Origin of the sequence: Streptococcus sp. Marseille-Q5855 (genome assembly GCF_946901985.1) — a bacterium.
GTDB lineage: Bacteria > Bacillota > Bacilli > Lactobacillales > Streptococcaceae > Streptococcus.
On sequence record NZ_CAMPPR010000007.1, the window covers coordinates 11988 to 28070 of the forward strand.

Annotated in this window: 15 protein-coding genes; 13 read left to right on the forward strand and 2 right to left on the reverse strand. The window is 41.3% G+C overall.

The genetic code is table 11. The features are described from left to right. Nucleotides 1–26 precede the first annotated feature (26 nt). The 3 genes from rapZ to whiA are packed head-to-tail and all read left to right on the forward strand — an operon-like array spanning nucleotide 27 to nucleotide 2799. Nucleotides 27–917: an RNase adapter RapZ gene (rapZ, locus tag OC529_RS09935; protein WP_261026475.1), complete on the forward strand. Its 891-nt coding sequence runs from the start codon at nucleotides 27–29 to the stop codon at nucleotides 915–917. Beyond that, complete coding sequence (locus tag OC529_RS09940; RefSeq protein WP_172929042.1) at nucleotides 914–1891, forward strand: YvcK family protein; 978 nt, start codon at nucleotides 914–916, stop codon at nucleotides 1889–1891. Before rapZ ends, OC529_RS09940 begins: the two co-directional genes overlap by 4 nt. Next, nucleotides 1888–2799, forward strand: coding sequence for a DNA-binding protein WhiA (whiA, locus tag OC529_RS09945; RefSeq protein ID WP_262082062.1), 912 nt, complete (start codon nucleotides 1888–1890; stop codon nucleotides 2797–2799). The genes OC529_RS09940 and whiA overlap by 4 nt, the downstream gene beginning before the upstream one ends. 33 nt (nucleotides 2800–2832) lie before the next feature. On the opposite strand, the gene OC529_RS09950 is transcribed toward whiA, so the two are convergent. Continuing rightward, nucleotides 2833–3801 (reverse strand): NAD(P)/FAD-dependent oxidoreductase, encoded by a 969-nt coding sequence (locus OC529_RS09950; protein WP_262082063.1) that lies wholly within the window; start codon nucleotides 3799–3801, stop codon nucleotides 2833–2835. A gap of 135 nt (nucleotides 3802–3936) precedes the next feature. On the opposite strand from OC529_RS09950, the gene cdaA reads away from it, so the two are divergent. The 8 genes from cdaA (at nucleotide 3937) to OC529_RS09990 (ending at nucleotide 12230) form a co-directional block, all read left to right on the forward strand. Next, nucleotides 3937–4794, forward strand: a complete 858-nt coding sequence (gene cdaA / locus OC529_RS09955; RefSeq protein WP_262082064.1) for a diadenylate cyclase CdaA — start codon at nucleotides 3937–3939, stop codon at nucleotides 4792–4794. Beyond that, complete coding sequence (locus tag OC529_RS09960) at nucleotides 4781–5560, forward strand: YbbR-like domain-containing protein (protein ID WP_262082065.1); 780 nt, start codon at nucleotides 4781–4783, stop codon at nucleotides 5558–5560. The genes cdaA and OC529_RS09960 overlap by 14 nt, the downstream gene beginning before the upstream one ends. A gap of 24 nt (nucleotides 5561–5584) precedes the next feature. Next, nucleotides 5585–6937 carry a phosphoglucosamine mutase gene (gene glmM, locus OC529_RS09965; protein WP_262082066.1) on the forward strand — a complete coding sequence of 451 codons (1353 nt, stop codon included), beginning with the start codon at nucleotides 5585–5587 and terminating at the stop codon, nucleotides 6935–6937. Between the two features lie 73 nt (nucleotides 6938–7010). Beyond that, complete coding sequence (locus tag OC529_RS09970) at nucleotides 7011–7385, forward strand: DUF1149 family protein (protein WP_001050088.1); 375 nt, start codon at nucleotides 7011–7013, stop codon at nucleotides 7383–7385. A gap of 1 nt (nucleotide 7386) precedes the next feature. Continuing rightward, nucleotides 7387–8235 (forward strand): DegV family protein, encoded by an 849-nt coding sequence (locus tag OC529_RS09975; protein ID WP_173234782.1) that lies wholly within the window; start codon nucleotides 7387–7389, stop codon nucleotides 8233–8235. Nucleotides 8236–8398: 163 nt separating this feature from the next. Continuing rightward, nucleotides 8399–9166: a 4-hydroxy-tetrahydrodipicolinate reductase gene (dapB, locus tag OC529_RS09980; protein ID WP_262082067.1), complete on the forward strand. Its 768-nt coding sequence runs from the start codon at nucleotides 8399–8401 to the stop codon at nucleotides 9164–9166. Then, complete coding sequence (locus tag OC529_RS09985) at nucleotides 9163–10362, forward strand: CCA tRNA nucleotidyltransferase (protein ID WP_316043912.1); 1200 nt, start codon at nucleotides 9163–9165, stop codon at nucleotides 10360–10362. The genes dapB and OC529_RS09985 overlap by 4 nt, the downstream gene beginning before the upstream one ends. Continuing rightward, entirely contained in the window at nucleotides 10359–12230 is a 1872-nt protein-coding gene (locus OC529_RS09990) for an ABC-F family ATP-binding cassette domain-containing protein (RefSeq protein WP_262082068.1), read from the forward strand. Before OC529_RS09985 ends, OC529_RS09990 begins: the two co-directional genes overlap by 4 nt. A gap of 36 nt (nucleotides 12231–12266) precedes the next feature. On the opposite strand, the gene mntE is transcribed toward OC529_RS09990, so the two are convergent. Beyond that, entirely contained in the window at nucleotides 12267–13451 is a 1185-nt protein-coding gene (mntE, locus tag OC529_RS09995; protein ID WP_262082069.1) for a CDF family manganese efflux transporter MntE, read from the reverse strand. Between the two features lie 160 nt (nucleotides 13452–13611). Between mntE and OC529_RS10000 the strand changes: the two genes are divergently transcribed. Beyond that, a complete protein-coding gene (locus OC529_RS10000) occupies nucleotides 13612–15045 on the forward strand; it encodes an ArnT family glycosyltransferase (protein WP_262082070.1) in 1434 nt (477 codons plus the stop codon). Nucleotide 15046: 1 nt separating this feature from the next. Continuing rightward, nucleotides 15047–16024: a glycosyltransferase family 2 protein gene (locus tag OC529_RS10005; protein WP_262082071.1), complete on the forward strand. Its 978-nt coding sequence runs from the start codon at nucleotides 15047–15049 to the stop codon at nucleotides 16022–16024. The last annotated feature ends 59 nt before the right edge of the window (nucleotides 16025–16083 follow it).

The following is a 16083-nucleotide window of genomic DNA, read 5'->3' on the forward strand; positions in this document are numbered from 1 at the left end:
GCTTCTTTTGATATAAGGAGAAAAAGATGACAAAGAAACAACTTCACTTGGTGATTGTGACAGGGATGAGTGGTGCGGGCAAAACTGTAGCCATTCAGTCTTTCGAGGATTTAGGTTATTTTACTATTGATAATATGCCGCCAGCCCTCTTGCCTAAGTTTTTGCAGTTGGTGGAAACTAAGGAAGACGATCCTAAGTTGGCCTTGGTAGTGGATATGCGTAGCCGTTCTTTCTTCTCGGAGATTCAAGCTGTTTTGGATGAGTTGGAAAACAAGGAAGAACTGGACTTTAAAATTCTCTTTTTGGATGCAGCCGATAAGGAATTGGTCGCGCGTTACAAGGAAACCAGACGGAGTCACCCATTAGCTGCAGATGGTCGGATTTTGGATGGAATCAAGCTGGAACGTGAGCTCTTGGCGCCTTTGAAAAATATGAGCCAAAATGTGGTGGATACGACTGAACTTACTCCTCGTGAGCTGCGTAAAACCCTTGCAGAGCAGTTTTCAGATCAAGAACAAGCCCAGTCTTTCCGTATCGAAGTCATGTCTTTCGGCTTTAAATATGGAATCCCGATTGATGCGGACTTGGTCTTTGATGTCCGATTCTTGCCAAATCCCTACTACCTTCCAGAACTGAGAAACCAAACGGGTGTGGATGAACCAGTGTATGACTATGTCATGAATCATCCTGAGTCAGAAGATTTTTATCAGCATTTGTTGGCCTTGATTGAACCGATTTTGCCAAGTTACCAAAAGGAAGGTAAGTCCGTTTTGACCATTGCCATGGGATGTACGGGTGGACAACACCGTAGTGTGGCCTTTGCCAAACGCTTGGCGCAGGACTTATCCAAGACTTGGCCTGTCAATGAAGGGCATCGCGACAAAGACCGAAGAAAGGAAACGGTAAACCGTTCATGAGAAAACCAAAGATAACGGTGATTGGTGGAGGTACTGGGATCCCCGTCATTCTTAAAAGTCTGCGGGAAAAAGATGTGGAAATCGCGGCTATCGTAACGGTGGCAGATGATGGTGGTTCTTCAGGTGAACTCCGAAAAAATATGCAACAATTGACACCGCCAGGTGATCTTCGTAATGTCCTTGTGGCCATGTCGGATATGCCTAAGTTTTATGAAAAGGTCTTTCAGTATCGCTTTTCTGAAGATGCTGGAGCCTTTGCTGGACATCCATTGGGAAATCTCATTATTGCAGGTCTGTCAGAAATGCAGGGTTCGACCTATAATGCCATGCAGTTGCTGAGCAAATTTTTCCATACGACTGGGAAGATTTATCCTTCCAGTGACCATCCTTTGACCCTGCATGCAGTCTTTCAGGATGGGACAGAAGTGGCTGGAGAGAGTCATATTGCAGACCATCCAGGCATGATTGACCATGTCTATGTGACCAATACCCTCAACGATGATACGCCTCTGGCCAGTCGTCGAGTAGTGCAGACCATTCTTGAAAGTGACATGATTGTCCTAGGGCCTGGCTCTCTCTTTACCTCTATTTTGCCCAATATTGTCATTAAGGAAATTGGGCAGGCGCTTTTGGAAACTAAGGCAGAAATCGCCTATGTCTGCAATATCATGACCCAACGTGGGGAGACAGAACACTTTACAGATAGTGATCATGTGGAGGTCTTGCATCGTCATCTTGGTCGCCCTTTTATCGATACTGTCTTGGTAAATATCGAAAAAGTGCCTCAGGAATACATGAATTCCAACCGGTTTGATGAATACTTGGTGCAGGTGGAACATGATTTTGCAAGTCTTTGTAAGCAAGTTCCGCGCGTGATTTCATCCAACTTCCTCCGTCTGGAAAATGGTGGTGCCTTCCACGATGGGAATTTGATAGTGGATGAGTTGATGCGGATTATACAGGTGAGAAAATGAGTTTCACAGTAGCAGTAAAAGAAGAAATCCTAGGTCAGCACCATCTAAGCCGGCATGAATTATCTGCCATTATCAAGATGTCTGGTAGCATCGGTCTCTCGACCTCGGGCCTGACCTTGTCCGTCGTGACAGAAAATGCCAAACTGGCTCGTCACCTCTATGAGTCCTTTCTCCATTTCTATGAAATCAAATCGGAAATACGTCACCACCAAAGAAGCAATCTCCGCAAGAATCGGGTCTATACCGTTTTTACAGATGAAAAGGTGCAGGATTTGTTAAGTGATTTGCACTTGGCAGACTCCTTTTTTGGTTTGGAAACAGGTATTGATGAGGAGATTTTATCAGACGAGGAAGCAGGCCGTGCCTATCTCTGTGGTGCTTTCTTGGCAAATGGAAGCATTCGTGACCCTGAGTCAGGCAAGTATCAGTTGGAAATCAGTTCTGTTTATCTGGACCACGCGCAAGGGATTGCCTCCCTTCTCCAGCAGTTTTTACTGGATGCCAAGGTGCTTGAACGCAAGAAGGGAGCTGTGACCTATCTCCAGCGTGCCGAAGATATTATGGACTTTCTTATAGTAATCGGAGCCATGAAGGCGCGTGATGATTTTGAGCGGGTTAAGATTTTGCGGGAAACTCGTAACGATCTTAATCGAGCCAATAATGCCGAGACAGCTAATATTGCTCGGACAGTTTCTGCCAGCATGAAGACTATCAACAATATCAGCAAAATCAAAGATATTATAGGCTTAGAAAATCTGCCAGTGGATTTGCAGGAAGTAGCGCAGTTGCGGATTCAGCACCCAGACTACTCTATCCAACAGTTGGCAGATAGCCTCAGCACCCCTCTGACCAAAAGTGGTGTCAATCATAGATTAAGAAAAATCAACAAGATAGCCGATGAACTATAAAACCACGAATCCTATGTGACTCGTGGTTCTTTTTTATAAACTAGTAGAGTGTTTTGGTTGTACTTTTTGCTCAGGGTCGATGTAGTTGATAGCATTATTGACAGCAGTTGGAGCTTCTCCGAGACCTGTCGCAATCAAGTCAATTTTTCCGTCATAGTAGCAGCAGTCACCGATAGCATAGATACCTGCTTGGCTAGATTCTTGTTTGCTGTTGACAATAATCTTGTGACGATTGAGGTCGAGACCCCAGTTTTTAAGGTTACCGACAGAAGATTTGAAACCATAGTTGACAAAGAGGTGGTCTAGGTCAATCGTTTCTGTTTCATCAGATTTGACTTTTGTGATTTCAAGTTTATCGAGCGTTTTTCCATCTCCAAGGAGTTGGCTAGGGACGAATGGTGTCTTGATGGTTACAGATGATTCCTGTAAGGCTTGAACACTGTGTTCCAAGGCACGGAAATTATCTCTGCGGTGAACAAGGGTAGTTGGCGCAATTTTTTCAAAAGCCAAAGCCCAATCCACAGCCGAGTCTCCACCACCCAGAATCGTCACTTTCTTACCAGCATATTGCTGGATGTTGGAAACGTGGTAGTGGATATTTTCATAGTCCTCAACGCCTTCTAGTTCTAGAGAACGTGGTTTAAAGGCACCGCCACCCATAGCGATGATAACAGTTTTAGACAGGTGACTTCCTTTAGAAGTTGTGATGGCAAAGCCATCTTCTTGTTTTTCAATCTCAAGAACCGTTTCGTTGAGATGAATAGGGGTATCAAAGCCATTTAATTGCTCGATTAGACGGTTGGTCAATTCTTCTCCAGTCAGGTTTGGGAAACCTGGGACGTCTAAAATTTCCTTTTCAGGGTAGAGAATAGCAGGTTGTCCACCTAGTTGCGGAAGGGAGTCGATGATTTGGACCTTGGCTTGGCGTAGGTGGGCATAAAAGGCTGCAAAAAGACCGACAGGACCACCACCTACAATGGTAATATCATAGAGTTGAGACATGGTTTCTCCTTTGTTTTTTCTAGTCAGTTTATTGTATCATATTTTTGCTCAATGTAAAATGGACTAGGATAGGGAAAAAAATGCCAGAAAATGGTATAATAGGACGAAAGTGTTTTGATAGGGAGGATATCAGGGATGAATTTTCAACAATTATCCAATCTGCAATATTGGACCAGTTTGTTTGCAAGTCCATGGACGATAGCTATCAATCTGATTGATATTTTGATTGTTGCTTATATTTTATATCATTTTACAAAAGCTATTGCAGGAACCAAGATTATGATTTTGGTACGTGGAGTTTTGGTGTTTATTTTAGCTCAAATCCTTGCAAATATGATTGGCTTGACTACGATTTCTTGGTTAATCAATCAAATTATTACTTATGGGGTTATTGCGGCGGTTGTTATCTTCTCTCCAGAGATTCGGACTGGTTTGGAACGTTTGGGAAGAGCGACAGATTTCTTTTCCAATGCCCCTATTAGTGCTGAGGAACAGATGATTCGTGCCTTTGTTAAGTCTGTTGAATACATGAGTCCTCGTAAAATCGGAGCCTTGGTTGCTATTCAGCGTGTCCGTACCTTGCAGGAGTATATTTCGACAGGAATTTCCTTAGATGCTAAGATTTCTGCAGAACTTCTCATTAACATTTTTATTCCCAACACTCCCCTACATGATGGCGCGGTGATTATCAGAGAAGAACGTATCGCTGTGACGTCTGCCTATCTGCCCTTGACAGAAAACACAGGGATTTCCAAGGAATTTGGGACCAGACACCGGGCGGCTATTGGTTTATCAGAAGTATCCGATGCCTTGACCTTTGTCGTATCAGAGGAAACGGGAGGAATTTCGATAACCTATAATGGAAGCTTTAAGCACAACCTAACACTTGATGAATTTGAAACAGAATTACGTGAAATCTTACTTCCAAAAGAGGAAGCAGGTCTTAGTTTTAAAGAACGATTGCTAGGAGGATGGAAACATGAGAAAAAATAGTTTATATATCATATCCTCACTCTTTTTTGCTTGTGTCTTATTTGTCTATGCTACGGCGACGAATTTTCAAAACAGTACCAGTGCTAGGCAGGTAAAAACGGAAACCTATACGAATACAGTAACAAATGTCCCTATTGACATACGCTATAATAGTGATGAGTATTTTATTAGCGGTTTTGCTTCAGAAGTATCAGTGATCTTGACTGGTGCAAATCGCCTATCGCTAGCTAGTGAAATGCAAGAAAGTACACGTAAATTCAAGGTTACTGCTGACCTAACAGATGCCAGTGTTGGAACGATTGAAGTTCCTTTGAGCATTGAAGATTTACCCAATGGGCTGACCGCTGTGGCGACTCCGCAAAAAATTACAGTCAAGATTGGTAAGAAGGCTCAGAAGAATAAGGTAAAGGTTGTACCAGAGATTGACCCTAGTCAAATTGATAGTCGGGTACAGATTGAAAATGTCACGCTGTCAGATGAAGAAGTGTCGATTACGAGTGACCAAGAGACATTGGATAGAATTGATAAGATTATCGCTGTCTTGCCAACTAGCGAACGCATAACAGGTAATTACAGTGGTTCAGTACCTTTGCAGGCAATCGACCGCAATGGTGTTGTCTTACCGGCAGTTATCACTCCCTTTGATACAATAATGAAGGTGACTACAAAACCAGTAGCATCAAGTTCAAGCACATCAAATTCAAGCACAAGCAGTTCATCGGAGACATCTTCGTCAACGAAAGCAACTGGTTCAAAAACGAATTAAAAATAGAAAAAGGATTTTATAAAAATGGGTAAATATTTTGGGACTGATGGAGTCCGTGGAGAAGCTAATGTAGAACTTACTCCAGAATTAGCCTTTAAATTAGGACGTTTTGGAGGCTATGTTCTTAGTCAACATGAAACGGAAGCACCGAAAGTCTTTGTAGGACGTGACACACGTATTTCAGGGGAAATGCTGGAATCGGCCTTGGTGGCAGGTCTCCTATCTGTAGGAATTCACGTCTACAAACTAGGTGTTCTGGCAACACCAGCAGTAGCTTACTTGGTCAAAACTGAAGGAGCAAGTGCCGGTGTCATGATTTCTGCTAGCCACAATCCAGCCCTTGATAATGGGATTAAGTTCTTTGGTGGTGACGGCTTCAAACTAGATGACGAAAAAGAAGCAGAAATTGAAGCCTTGCTAGATGCTGCGGCAGACACTCTTCCTCGTCCAAGTGCAGAAGGCTTGGGAACCTTGGTAGATTATCCAGAAGGCTTGCGAAAGTATGAAGGATACCTTGTTTCAACTGGAACTCCTCTTGAAGGAATGAAGGTTGCCTTGGATACAGCTAATGGAGCAGCTTCTACTAGTGCCCGTCAAATCTTTGCAGACCTTGGTGCCCAATTGACGGTTATAGGGGAAACACCAGACGGTCTTAACATCAATCTTAATGTTGGTTCAACTCACCCAGAAGCTCTTCAAGAAGTGGTCAAAGAAAGCGGATCAGCTATTGGTTTGGCCTTTGATGGAGACAGTGACCGCTTGATTGCTGTTGATGAAAATGGTAAGATCGTTGATGGTGACAAGATCATGTACATCATCGGGAAATACCTTTCTGAAAAAGGACAATTGGCCCAAAATACAATCGTGACGACTGTGATGTCTAACCTTGGTTTCCACAAGGCCTTGGACCGCGAAGATATTAACAAGGCAGTCACTGCAGTTGGCGACCGCTACGTTGTTGAAGAAATGAGAAAATCAGGCTACAACCTTGGTGGTGAACAGTCTGGGCACGTTATCTTGATGGACTACAATACAACAGGTGATGGTCAATTATCCGCTGTCCAATTGACAAAAATCATGAAGGAAACTGGTAAGAGCTTGTCAGAGTTGGCAGCAGAAGTAACCATCTATCCACAAAAATTAGTCAACATTCGAGTGGAAAATGCCATGAAGGAAAAGGCTATGGAAGTGCCAGCTATCAAGGCTATCATCGAGAAGATGGAAGAAGAAATGGCAGGGAATGGCCGTATCCTTGTTCGCCCAAGTGGAACAGAGCCTCTCTTGCGTGTTATGGCAGAAGCGCCTACAACAGAAGAAGTAGACTACTATGTTGATACCATCGCAGACGTAGTTCGAGCTGAAATCGGGATTGACTAAATCCTAGAAAACTAGATGAAAATAAAAAATTATGGTACAATAGCTTATAATATTGTAGCCGAGGGAGAAAGACATGAATCTTAAACGTGAACAAGAATTTGTTAGTCAGTATCATTTTGATGCGCGTAATTTTGAATGGGAAAATGAAAATGGGGCTCCTGAAACTAAGGTGGATGTGAACTTCCAATTGCTCCAACATGATCAAGAAAATCAAGTGACTTCCTTGATTGTCATCTTGACCTTTATGATTGTATTTGATAAGTTTGTCATCAGTGGAACCATTTCACAGGTAAATCATATCGATGGCCGTATTGTCAATGAACCAAGTGAATTGAGCCAAGAAGAAGTGGAAACTTTGGCTCGCCCAAGTTTGAACATGCTCAACCGTTTGACTTACGAAGTAACTGAAATTGCATTAGACTTACCAGGAATCAATTTGGAGTTCTAATATGAAACTAGCTGTTATCACAGATTCTTCTGCCTATCTCAGTGCAGAGACCTTGCAAAGAGAAGATTTATTTGTCTTGGATATTCCTGTCAATATTGATGGTGAGGAGTATGTCGAAGGTATCAATCTGACTGCTGAGGAATTTTACCAAAAAATGGCTCAGGCTTCTGAATTGCCTAAGACTAGTCAACCAAGTATTGCCAAGTTAGATGAAATCTTAACTTCGCTCAAAGAACAAGGTTATACACATGCCTTGGGGCTTTTCCTATCTTCTGGAATTTCTGGTTTTTACCAAAATATCCAGTATATGGTTGATGACTATGAGGGCTTAACTATTGCTTTTCCAGACACTTTGATTACAAGTGCTCCTCTGGGTATCATGGTTGAAAGCGTCTTTAATTGGCGTGACCAGGGCGATGATTTTGCCAGCATTCAGGAAAAGCTAGCCATTCAAATCAGCCGTACGTCAGCTTTTATCATGGTAGATGATTTAGATCATTTGGTAAAAGGTGGGCGCCTTTCAAATGGGGCTGCCATTTTGGGCAATCTGCTAAGCATTAAGCCAATCCTTTATTTCAACGACCAAGGTGTGATTGAAGTTTACGAAAAAGTTCGTACTGAAAAGAAAGCAACCAAGCGCTTAATTGAAATTATCAAGGAAACAACGGCTTCAGGCCAATATCGGGTCATTGTCATTCATGGAAATGCTCCTGAAAAGGCTGAAGAATTGCGTCAGCACTTGCTAGAATCTGGAGTGGGTTCGGATGTTTCACTTGCTACATTTGGTAGTGTCATTGGAACTCACCTAGGAGCAGGAAGTATTGCTCTGGGTTATATTCCAGTGATTTAGTTGGCACTTCTAGACTAGTTAAGATGCCTTGTATCTTAGAAATTGAACACGGACTACCTACCTCTTAAAAAAAGATGCCTGTCTGGCCTTTCGTGGAAAGTCAGCGCCATTCCCTATTTTTCATGGGTAGCTAATGTCCTCTGTATCTTAGACAGGAGTAGAGATGAGTATTCGAGTAATTATTGCCGGTTTTAAGGGAAAGATGGGCCAAGCTGCTTGTCAGATGGTCTTGGCTGATCCAGACTTGGACTTGGTAGCAGTTTTGGATCCTTTTGAGTCTGAGTCAGAATGGCAGGGAATTCCTGTTTTCAAGGATAAGGCTGATTTAGCAGGCTTTGAAGCGGATGTCTGGGTAGATTTTACTACTCCAACTGTTGCCTATGAAAATACACGCTTTGCTCTTGAAAATAGCTTTGCTCCAGTAGTTGGAACGACTGGTTTCACGAGTGAAGAAATTGCAGAGCTAAAAGCATTTTCTCGTGCCCAAGACTTGGGTGGCCTGATTGCCCCTAACTTTGCCTTGGGTGCTGTCTTGCTTATGCAATTTGCAAGGCAGGCTGCTAAATATTTCCCAAATGTGGAGATTATTGAGCTCCATCATGACAAGAAAAAGGATGCTCCGAGTGGAACAGCTATTAAAACAGCTGAGTTGATGGCAGAAGTTCGAGAGTCTATCCAGCAAGGTGCGCCTGATGAGGAAGAATTGATTGCAGGTGCCCGTGGTGCTGACTTTGATGGTATGCGTATTCACTCAGTTCGTTTACCAGGCTTGGTAGCCCATCAGGAAGTCATCTTTGGCAATCAGGGAGAAGGATTGACCCTCCGTCATGACTCCTATGATCGCAGCTCCTTCATGACAGGGGTCAATTTGGGAATTAAAGAAGTTGTCAAGCGTCATGAGCTTGTCTATGGATTAGAACACTTATTATGAGATTAACGCAAATGCCTTCTGAATTTCAGAAGGCTTTACCAGTATTAGAAAAAATTAAAGAAGCAGGATTTGAAGCCTATTTTGTTGGGGGCTCTGTTCGAGATGCCCTCCTCAATCGTCCCATCCACGATGTGGATATTGCGACGTCTTCTTATCCAGAAGAGACCAAGCAGATTTTTCCGCGAACAGCCGATATCGGAATCGAGCATGGAACCGTCTTGGTCTTAGATGGGGATGAGGAGTATGAGGTAACCACCTTTCGGACAGAGGATGTCTATGTGGACTATCGCAGACCCAGTGCGGTTTCCTTTGTGCGCTCGCTAGAAGAAGACCTCAAACGCCGTGATTTCACAGTCAACGCCTTTGCCTTGGACGAGACAGGGGAAATCATTGACTTGTTTCATGGGCTAGACGATTTAGAAAATCAAGTTTTGCGAGCGGTTGGTGTAGCTAGTGAGCGTTTCAACGAAGACGCTCTGCGGATTATGCGTGGTTTCCGTTTTCAGGCCAGTCTTGGCTTTGAACTTGAGCCAGAAACATTTAAAGCGATGAAGACCTTGACGCCACTTTTGGAGAAAATTTCTGTAGAGCGTACCTTTGTTGAGTTTGATAAACTCTTGCTGGCTCCATTTTGGAGAAGGGGTTTGGCTTCCATGATTGAGAGTCAAGCTTATGACTATCTCCCTGATATGGCATCTAGCCAAGACAAGCTCAACAGACTGTTTGATTTGGAGGCTAATTTCACCTTTGAATCCTCTGAACAAGCCTGGGCAGCTCTTTTGTGGGCTTTGGAGATTGAAAATGCGCAGCCATTTTTGAAGGCTTGGAAGACCTCACGACAGTTTGCCAAGCAAGTTCAGGATTTGCTGACTATTTTGGCTCTGCGTGAAAAGGGAGAATTGAGCAAGCGCGATTGTTATCGCTTTGACTTGGATTTACTTTTACAGGCTGAAAATCTTCGTCAGGCCCAAGGGAAACCAGTCAACCCACAAGCCATCACAGAAACCTATCAGAGTTTGACCATTCATGACAAGAAAGAAATCCAAATCAACGGTGGTATTTTGATTAAGGAATATGGATATCAACCAGGCCCAGACTTGGGAGAGATTTTAACAGAGATTGAATATGCCATTGTCGATGGAGAATTGGAAAATGACCGTCAAGCCATCCATGCTTATCTGAGGGAGAAAAAATGAGTGATTTTATCGTTGAAAAACTAAGTAAATCCGTCGGTGACAAGACCGTTTTTAAGGATATTTCCTTTATTATCCATGACCTAGACAGAATTGGTTTGATTGGTGTCAATGGAACGGGTAAGACCACCCTTTTAGATGTTCTTTCTGGCGTTTCTGGCTTTGATGGGGACGTCAGTCCCTTTTCAGCTAAGAATGATTACCAGATTGGCTACTTGACTCAAGATCCTGATTTTGATGATAGCAAGACGGTCTTGGATACGGTTCTTTCCAGCGACCTCAAGGAAATCCAGCTCATTCGTGAGTATGAGTTGATTATGCTCAACTACAGTGAGGACAAGCAGGCTCGTTTGGAGCGTGTCATGACGGAGATGGACTCTCTTCAAGCTTGGGAAATTGAGAGTCAGGTCAAGACTGTCCTTAGCAAGCTGGGTATTCAGAATTTATCTACTCCAGTTGGAGAATTGTCAGGTGGTCTAAGAAGACGGGCCCAGTTGGCGCAAGTTCTTCTTGGCAACCACGACCTCTTGCTTCTGGATGAGCCGACCAACCATCTGGATATTGCGACTATTGAGTGGCTGACCCTCTTTTTGAAAAATTCCAAGAAGACCGTCCTTTTTATTACCCACGACCGCTATTTCCTAGATGCTTTGTCAACTCGGATTTTCGAATTGGATCGCGCAGGCTTGACCGAGTACCAGGGAAATTATCAGGATTATGTTCGCCTTAAGGCGGAACAGGACGAGCGCGATGCGGCTCTTCTCCACAAAAAGGAACAACTTTATAAGCAAGAATTGGCCTGGATGCGCAGACAACCGCAGGCGCGTGCAACCAAGCAACAAGCTCGTATCAATCGTTTCCATGACTTAAAGAAAGAGGTTTCAGGCAATACTGCTGAGACAGACTTGACCATGAACTTTGAAACCAGTCGGATTGGGAAGAAAGTCATCGAGTTTCAGGATGTTTCTTTTGCCTATGAAAACAAGCCCATTTTGCAAGATTTTAATCTCTTGGTGCAGGCTAAAGATCGTATTGGTATTGTTGGTGACAACGGTGTTGGAAAATCAACTCTCCTCAACTTGATTGCAGGAAGTCTTGAACCAACTGATGGACAAGTTATCATTGGGGAAACGGTTCGCATTGCCTATTTCTCTCAGCAAATTGAGGGATTGGATGAAAGCAAGCGAGTTATCAATTACCTGCAGGAAGTGGCAGAGGAGGTCAAGACCAGTGGTGGTTCTACGACTTCGATTGCAGAGTTGTTGGAGCAGTTCCTTTTCCCACGTTCGACGCATGGAACCTTGATTGAGAAATTGTCAGGTGGCGAGAAAAAACGTCTTTATCTCCTCAAATTGCTCTTGGAAAAACCAAATGTTCTTCTCTTGGACGAGCCGACCAATGATTTGGATATTGCTACTCTTACAGTTTTGGAGAATTTCTTGCAAGGCTTTGCTGGTCCAGTTTTGACTGTTAGTCACGACCGCTATTTCTTGGATAAGGTAGCGACCAAGATTCTCGCTTTTGAGGATGGTAAAATTCGTCCTTTCTTTGGTCATTACACCGACTATCTTGATGAAAAAGCCTTTGAAACAGAGATGGCTAATCAAGTGCAAAAGGCTGAAAAGGAGAAAGTGGTCAAGGTCCGTGAAGACAAGAAACGCATGACCTACCAAGAAAAGCAGGAGTGGGCAAGCATTGAAGGTGATATTGAATTTTTAGAAAACCGTATCTCTGCTATTGAAGAGGAGATGCAGGCCAACAGCTCTGACTTTGGCAAACTGGCTACTCTCCAAAAAGAACTGGATGAGAAAAACGAAGCACTCCTTGAAAAATACGAACGCTATGAATATTTAAGTGACTTTGATAGCTAGAAGAATAGAAAAATCCCGTCTCATGACAGGATTTCTCTATTCTTTTTTGGTTTCTTGATGAAAGATATTTTGCCAAGTTTCGTGGCGACGCCAGATACTGGTATGGATGATACCATCTAACTCATAGCAGATGAGTTTGGTCTTCTGACTGATGGAAGTAATCTGAATATCCTTGATAGCGGAATTCAAGTCTTTTTCGGCTTTATAGGCCTCTTTATCCATCTGCTCTCCATCTTGACGAATATAGACAAAATCGTCAGCCAATAGTTCTTCCAGTTGATTTCCTTGGTCAATCAATTGTTCACGCATAAGCAATTTTTTATAGACATTGTCTAAAATTTCATCCTCAGGGATAGGTGCTGGCTCAATATGGACATCGGTATCAAAGACGCCAAAATGTTCCTCCAGCATAGATTCGACCTGATCCGCAATCTCGTGACTCTCATAAACAGATAAGTCAGGATTCATTTCTAGCGTAATATCAAGGTAAATGTTGCTACCGTAGGTGCGACCTCTTTGGGATTTGACCTTGCTGATTTTGGGAATTTCCATGATAGCCTTTTGGTATTCCTCAAGCAGACGATCGTCAAAACCATCTGAGAGACTAAAGGAAGACTCGATAAAGATATCATAGGCAGTCTTCAAGATAAAGAAAGTGATGATAATGGCAACCAGTTTATCCACAATGGGATAATTGAAACTGCTAGCTAGGATGGCAATAGTAGTACCAAGTGAGGTAACAGCGTCAGAAAGATTGTCCTTAGCTGCGGCCTTCAGTGCCTTGGAGTTGGATTTCTTACTGAGACGAGTATTGTAGAGATAGACCACAAACATGATTGCTGCAGACATAATTCCTAGAGTTGCACCAAGAGGATCAATGACCGTTTCTTCCCGACTGAGAATCTTTTGAATGGTATCCCTTAGAACATCAAAGCCAACATAGAACATGATGATGGAAGTGATTAAGCTAGCCAAATCCTCAATCTTCCAGTGGCCAAAACGGTGGTCTCGGTCAGCAGGTTGGCGTGCCATTCGAATCCCAATCAAGAGGGCCACATTTCCAATGATGTCCGACACGTTGTTAAAACCATCGGCCACCAAACTGGATGAATAGAGGAGGTGCCCAGTTGCTAATTTGGCTGCAGACAAGATCAAATAGGTCGAAATACTGATAATGGCCCCACGCTCAGCTAACTTGAGATTTGAAATAGATTGCTTCATTCAACTTCCTTTCTAGTCACATAGCATTCTACCATTATACTGGTTTTCAAGGGAAAATTCAAATAGGACAGATAAAATTAAGAAAATACAAAGCAGAAAATGCTTTTTTTTTTTAGGAAATATGATAGACTGATAAAGTGAAAAGTTGAGGTAAATAAAATTGAAAAAAATGAGTATTTTAGTAATGAGTATTTCTTTACTCTTTACTGTTTTAGTCTGGTTCTCGATGGTAACAAATGTCAAACAAGGAATACCGTTTTCAGATGCTAGTATTTTTGAATATTTTGGGTATGCAATGAATCGAGGAGAATTGATGTATGCAGACCTATTTGATCATAAGGGGCCAGTTGTTTTTTTACTGAACTACCTAGGATATCTTATTGGTGGTGCGTTAGGAATTAAATTTTTATACCTATTTTGCACATTTCTATTCTTTATAGTTAGCTATAAGATTTCAAGGTTATTTACTGGGAATAAGCAAACAATTTTAACTTTAGCAATTATCTTTATAATTTATGAGTATTTTTTTGATGGTGGCTGGAGTTTAGAAGGTTTTATTTTACCTTTTTTGGCTTATTCATTATACATTTTTTTAAAATTATTTATACAAAATGATTTCAGCAAAAATGATATCGTAGTATCAGGTGCATTTTTCGCTATTGTATTTTTTACGAAAGCAAATATGATAGGGATTTGGCTAGTATTTTGTATTTATGTATTGATTGATTTTATACTAAAGAAAACATATAGGGAATTGTTTTCTTTGATAGGATTATTTTTCGTTGGAGTATTAATACCAACTATCCCTTTGTGCCTATATCTGTTATCAAAGGGCATCTTTTTTGAAATGGTATACCAGTCGATTGGAATTAATTTTATTTATACTACAGAGTCTAATAACGTTTCGATGTATGAGATTATCAGATGGTACATTTCTCAAACAAATCTCTTAAGTCTTAATTTATTGATGTTATTTTCCTTGATACCACTATGGAAGAAATTTGGAATAAAATCAATCTTCTATCATTTTGTTTTTATTGTTTGTTTACTTCTGGCTCTTATCTCAAAAAGAAGCTATGGTCATTACATTTTAGTAATGCTCCCGATTTTGATTCCATATATTTCCTATTTATTTCATAGCATATCCAAGAAAATGTCTTTTCAAGTATTTTTTGTCTTATTCTTAGGATTTATTATTGTATACCAGAATGATGTAAAATCCATCATGAAAAGTATGAATACAAGATATCTGAATAGATCGGAGAAACAGCAACGCGTTGCTAGCTATATAGAGAAAAATACGTCGATGGATGACCGAATTTATACACACCGTCAAAATGGAACAATTTATTTGTATAGTGAACGGCTAGCTAGTACAAAATTTTTCTTTATTCCAGCTGTGACAGATGATCGAGTTATTATTGATGAGTTTAGAAAATCTATACAAGAAAATCCTCCTATCTATATTGTATTTGATACTGAATGGGATTATGGTAAGAGAACTGACTCTTTTATAAAGGATTATATTAAAGTAAATTATCACTTAGAAAAACAGATTGATACGGCTATGATTTATAGAAAAGGAGGAGAATAGCATGAGCAGGAAAAAGCCAATTTTATATATTGTTGTTCCATGTTATAACGAAGAGCAAGTCCTACCACATACTAATCCAATGTTCGTTGAAAAAATTGAACAATTAGTGAAGAAAGAAGTAATCCATCCTCTTAGTAAAATCATGTATGTAAATGATGGTAGTAAGGATCAGACTTGGGAACTGATAGAAAGTTATGCTAAAACCATCCCTTCTGTAGTTGGTGTGTCGCAAAGTCGTAATAGGGGGCATCAGAGTAGCGTTCTTGCAGGTATGTATGAAGCTATTCAGTTTGCTGATATTGTCATTACTATAGATGCTGATGGACAAGATGATATCAATTGTATGGACAAAATGGTTGAAGAATATAAAAGTGGTTCTGAAATTGTCTATGGTGTCCGTGATAATCGTGATACGGACTCTGCATTTAAACGAATTACAGCTGAAGGTTTTTATAAAGTTCTGCGCCTATTTGGGGCAGAAGTTGTTTTTAATCATGCCGATTATCGATTGGTATCAAAAAGATTTTTGCAGGAGTTAGAGAGGTTCCAAGAAGTTAATCTTTTTCTTCGTGGTTTAATGCCTTTAGTTGGTTTTAAATATTCTTACGTTTCATATAAACGCCATGAACGAATTGCTGGTGAGAGCCACTATCCACTATCTAAAATGCTTGGTTTGGCTATGGATGGTATTACCAGTTTATCAATCAAACCGATTCGGTTGATTACAAGTCTTGGTGTTTTGACGTCACTATTTAGCTTTCTATTGATTATTTGGGTTTTATGGAGCAAGTTTGCTGGTTCGGTTGTGGCTGGTTGGGCAAGCACCTATGCAATAGTCAGTTTACTTGGTGGGGTTCAATTGATTAGTTTGGGAGTAATTGGTGAGTATATTGGAAAGATTTACCTAGAAACGAAACGTCGTCCGAGATATATCATCAGTGAACGTACTTTTGATAAGGATAGAATCTTTACTCTTTGAAAACTTTTCAAAATTTGGTATAATAGTACTACTCAAGGGAGTAGCTGGCAGAAACCTGT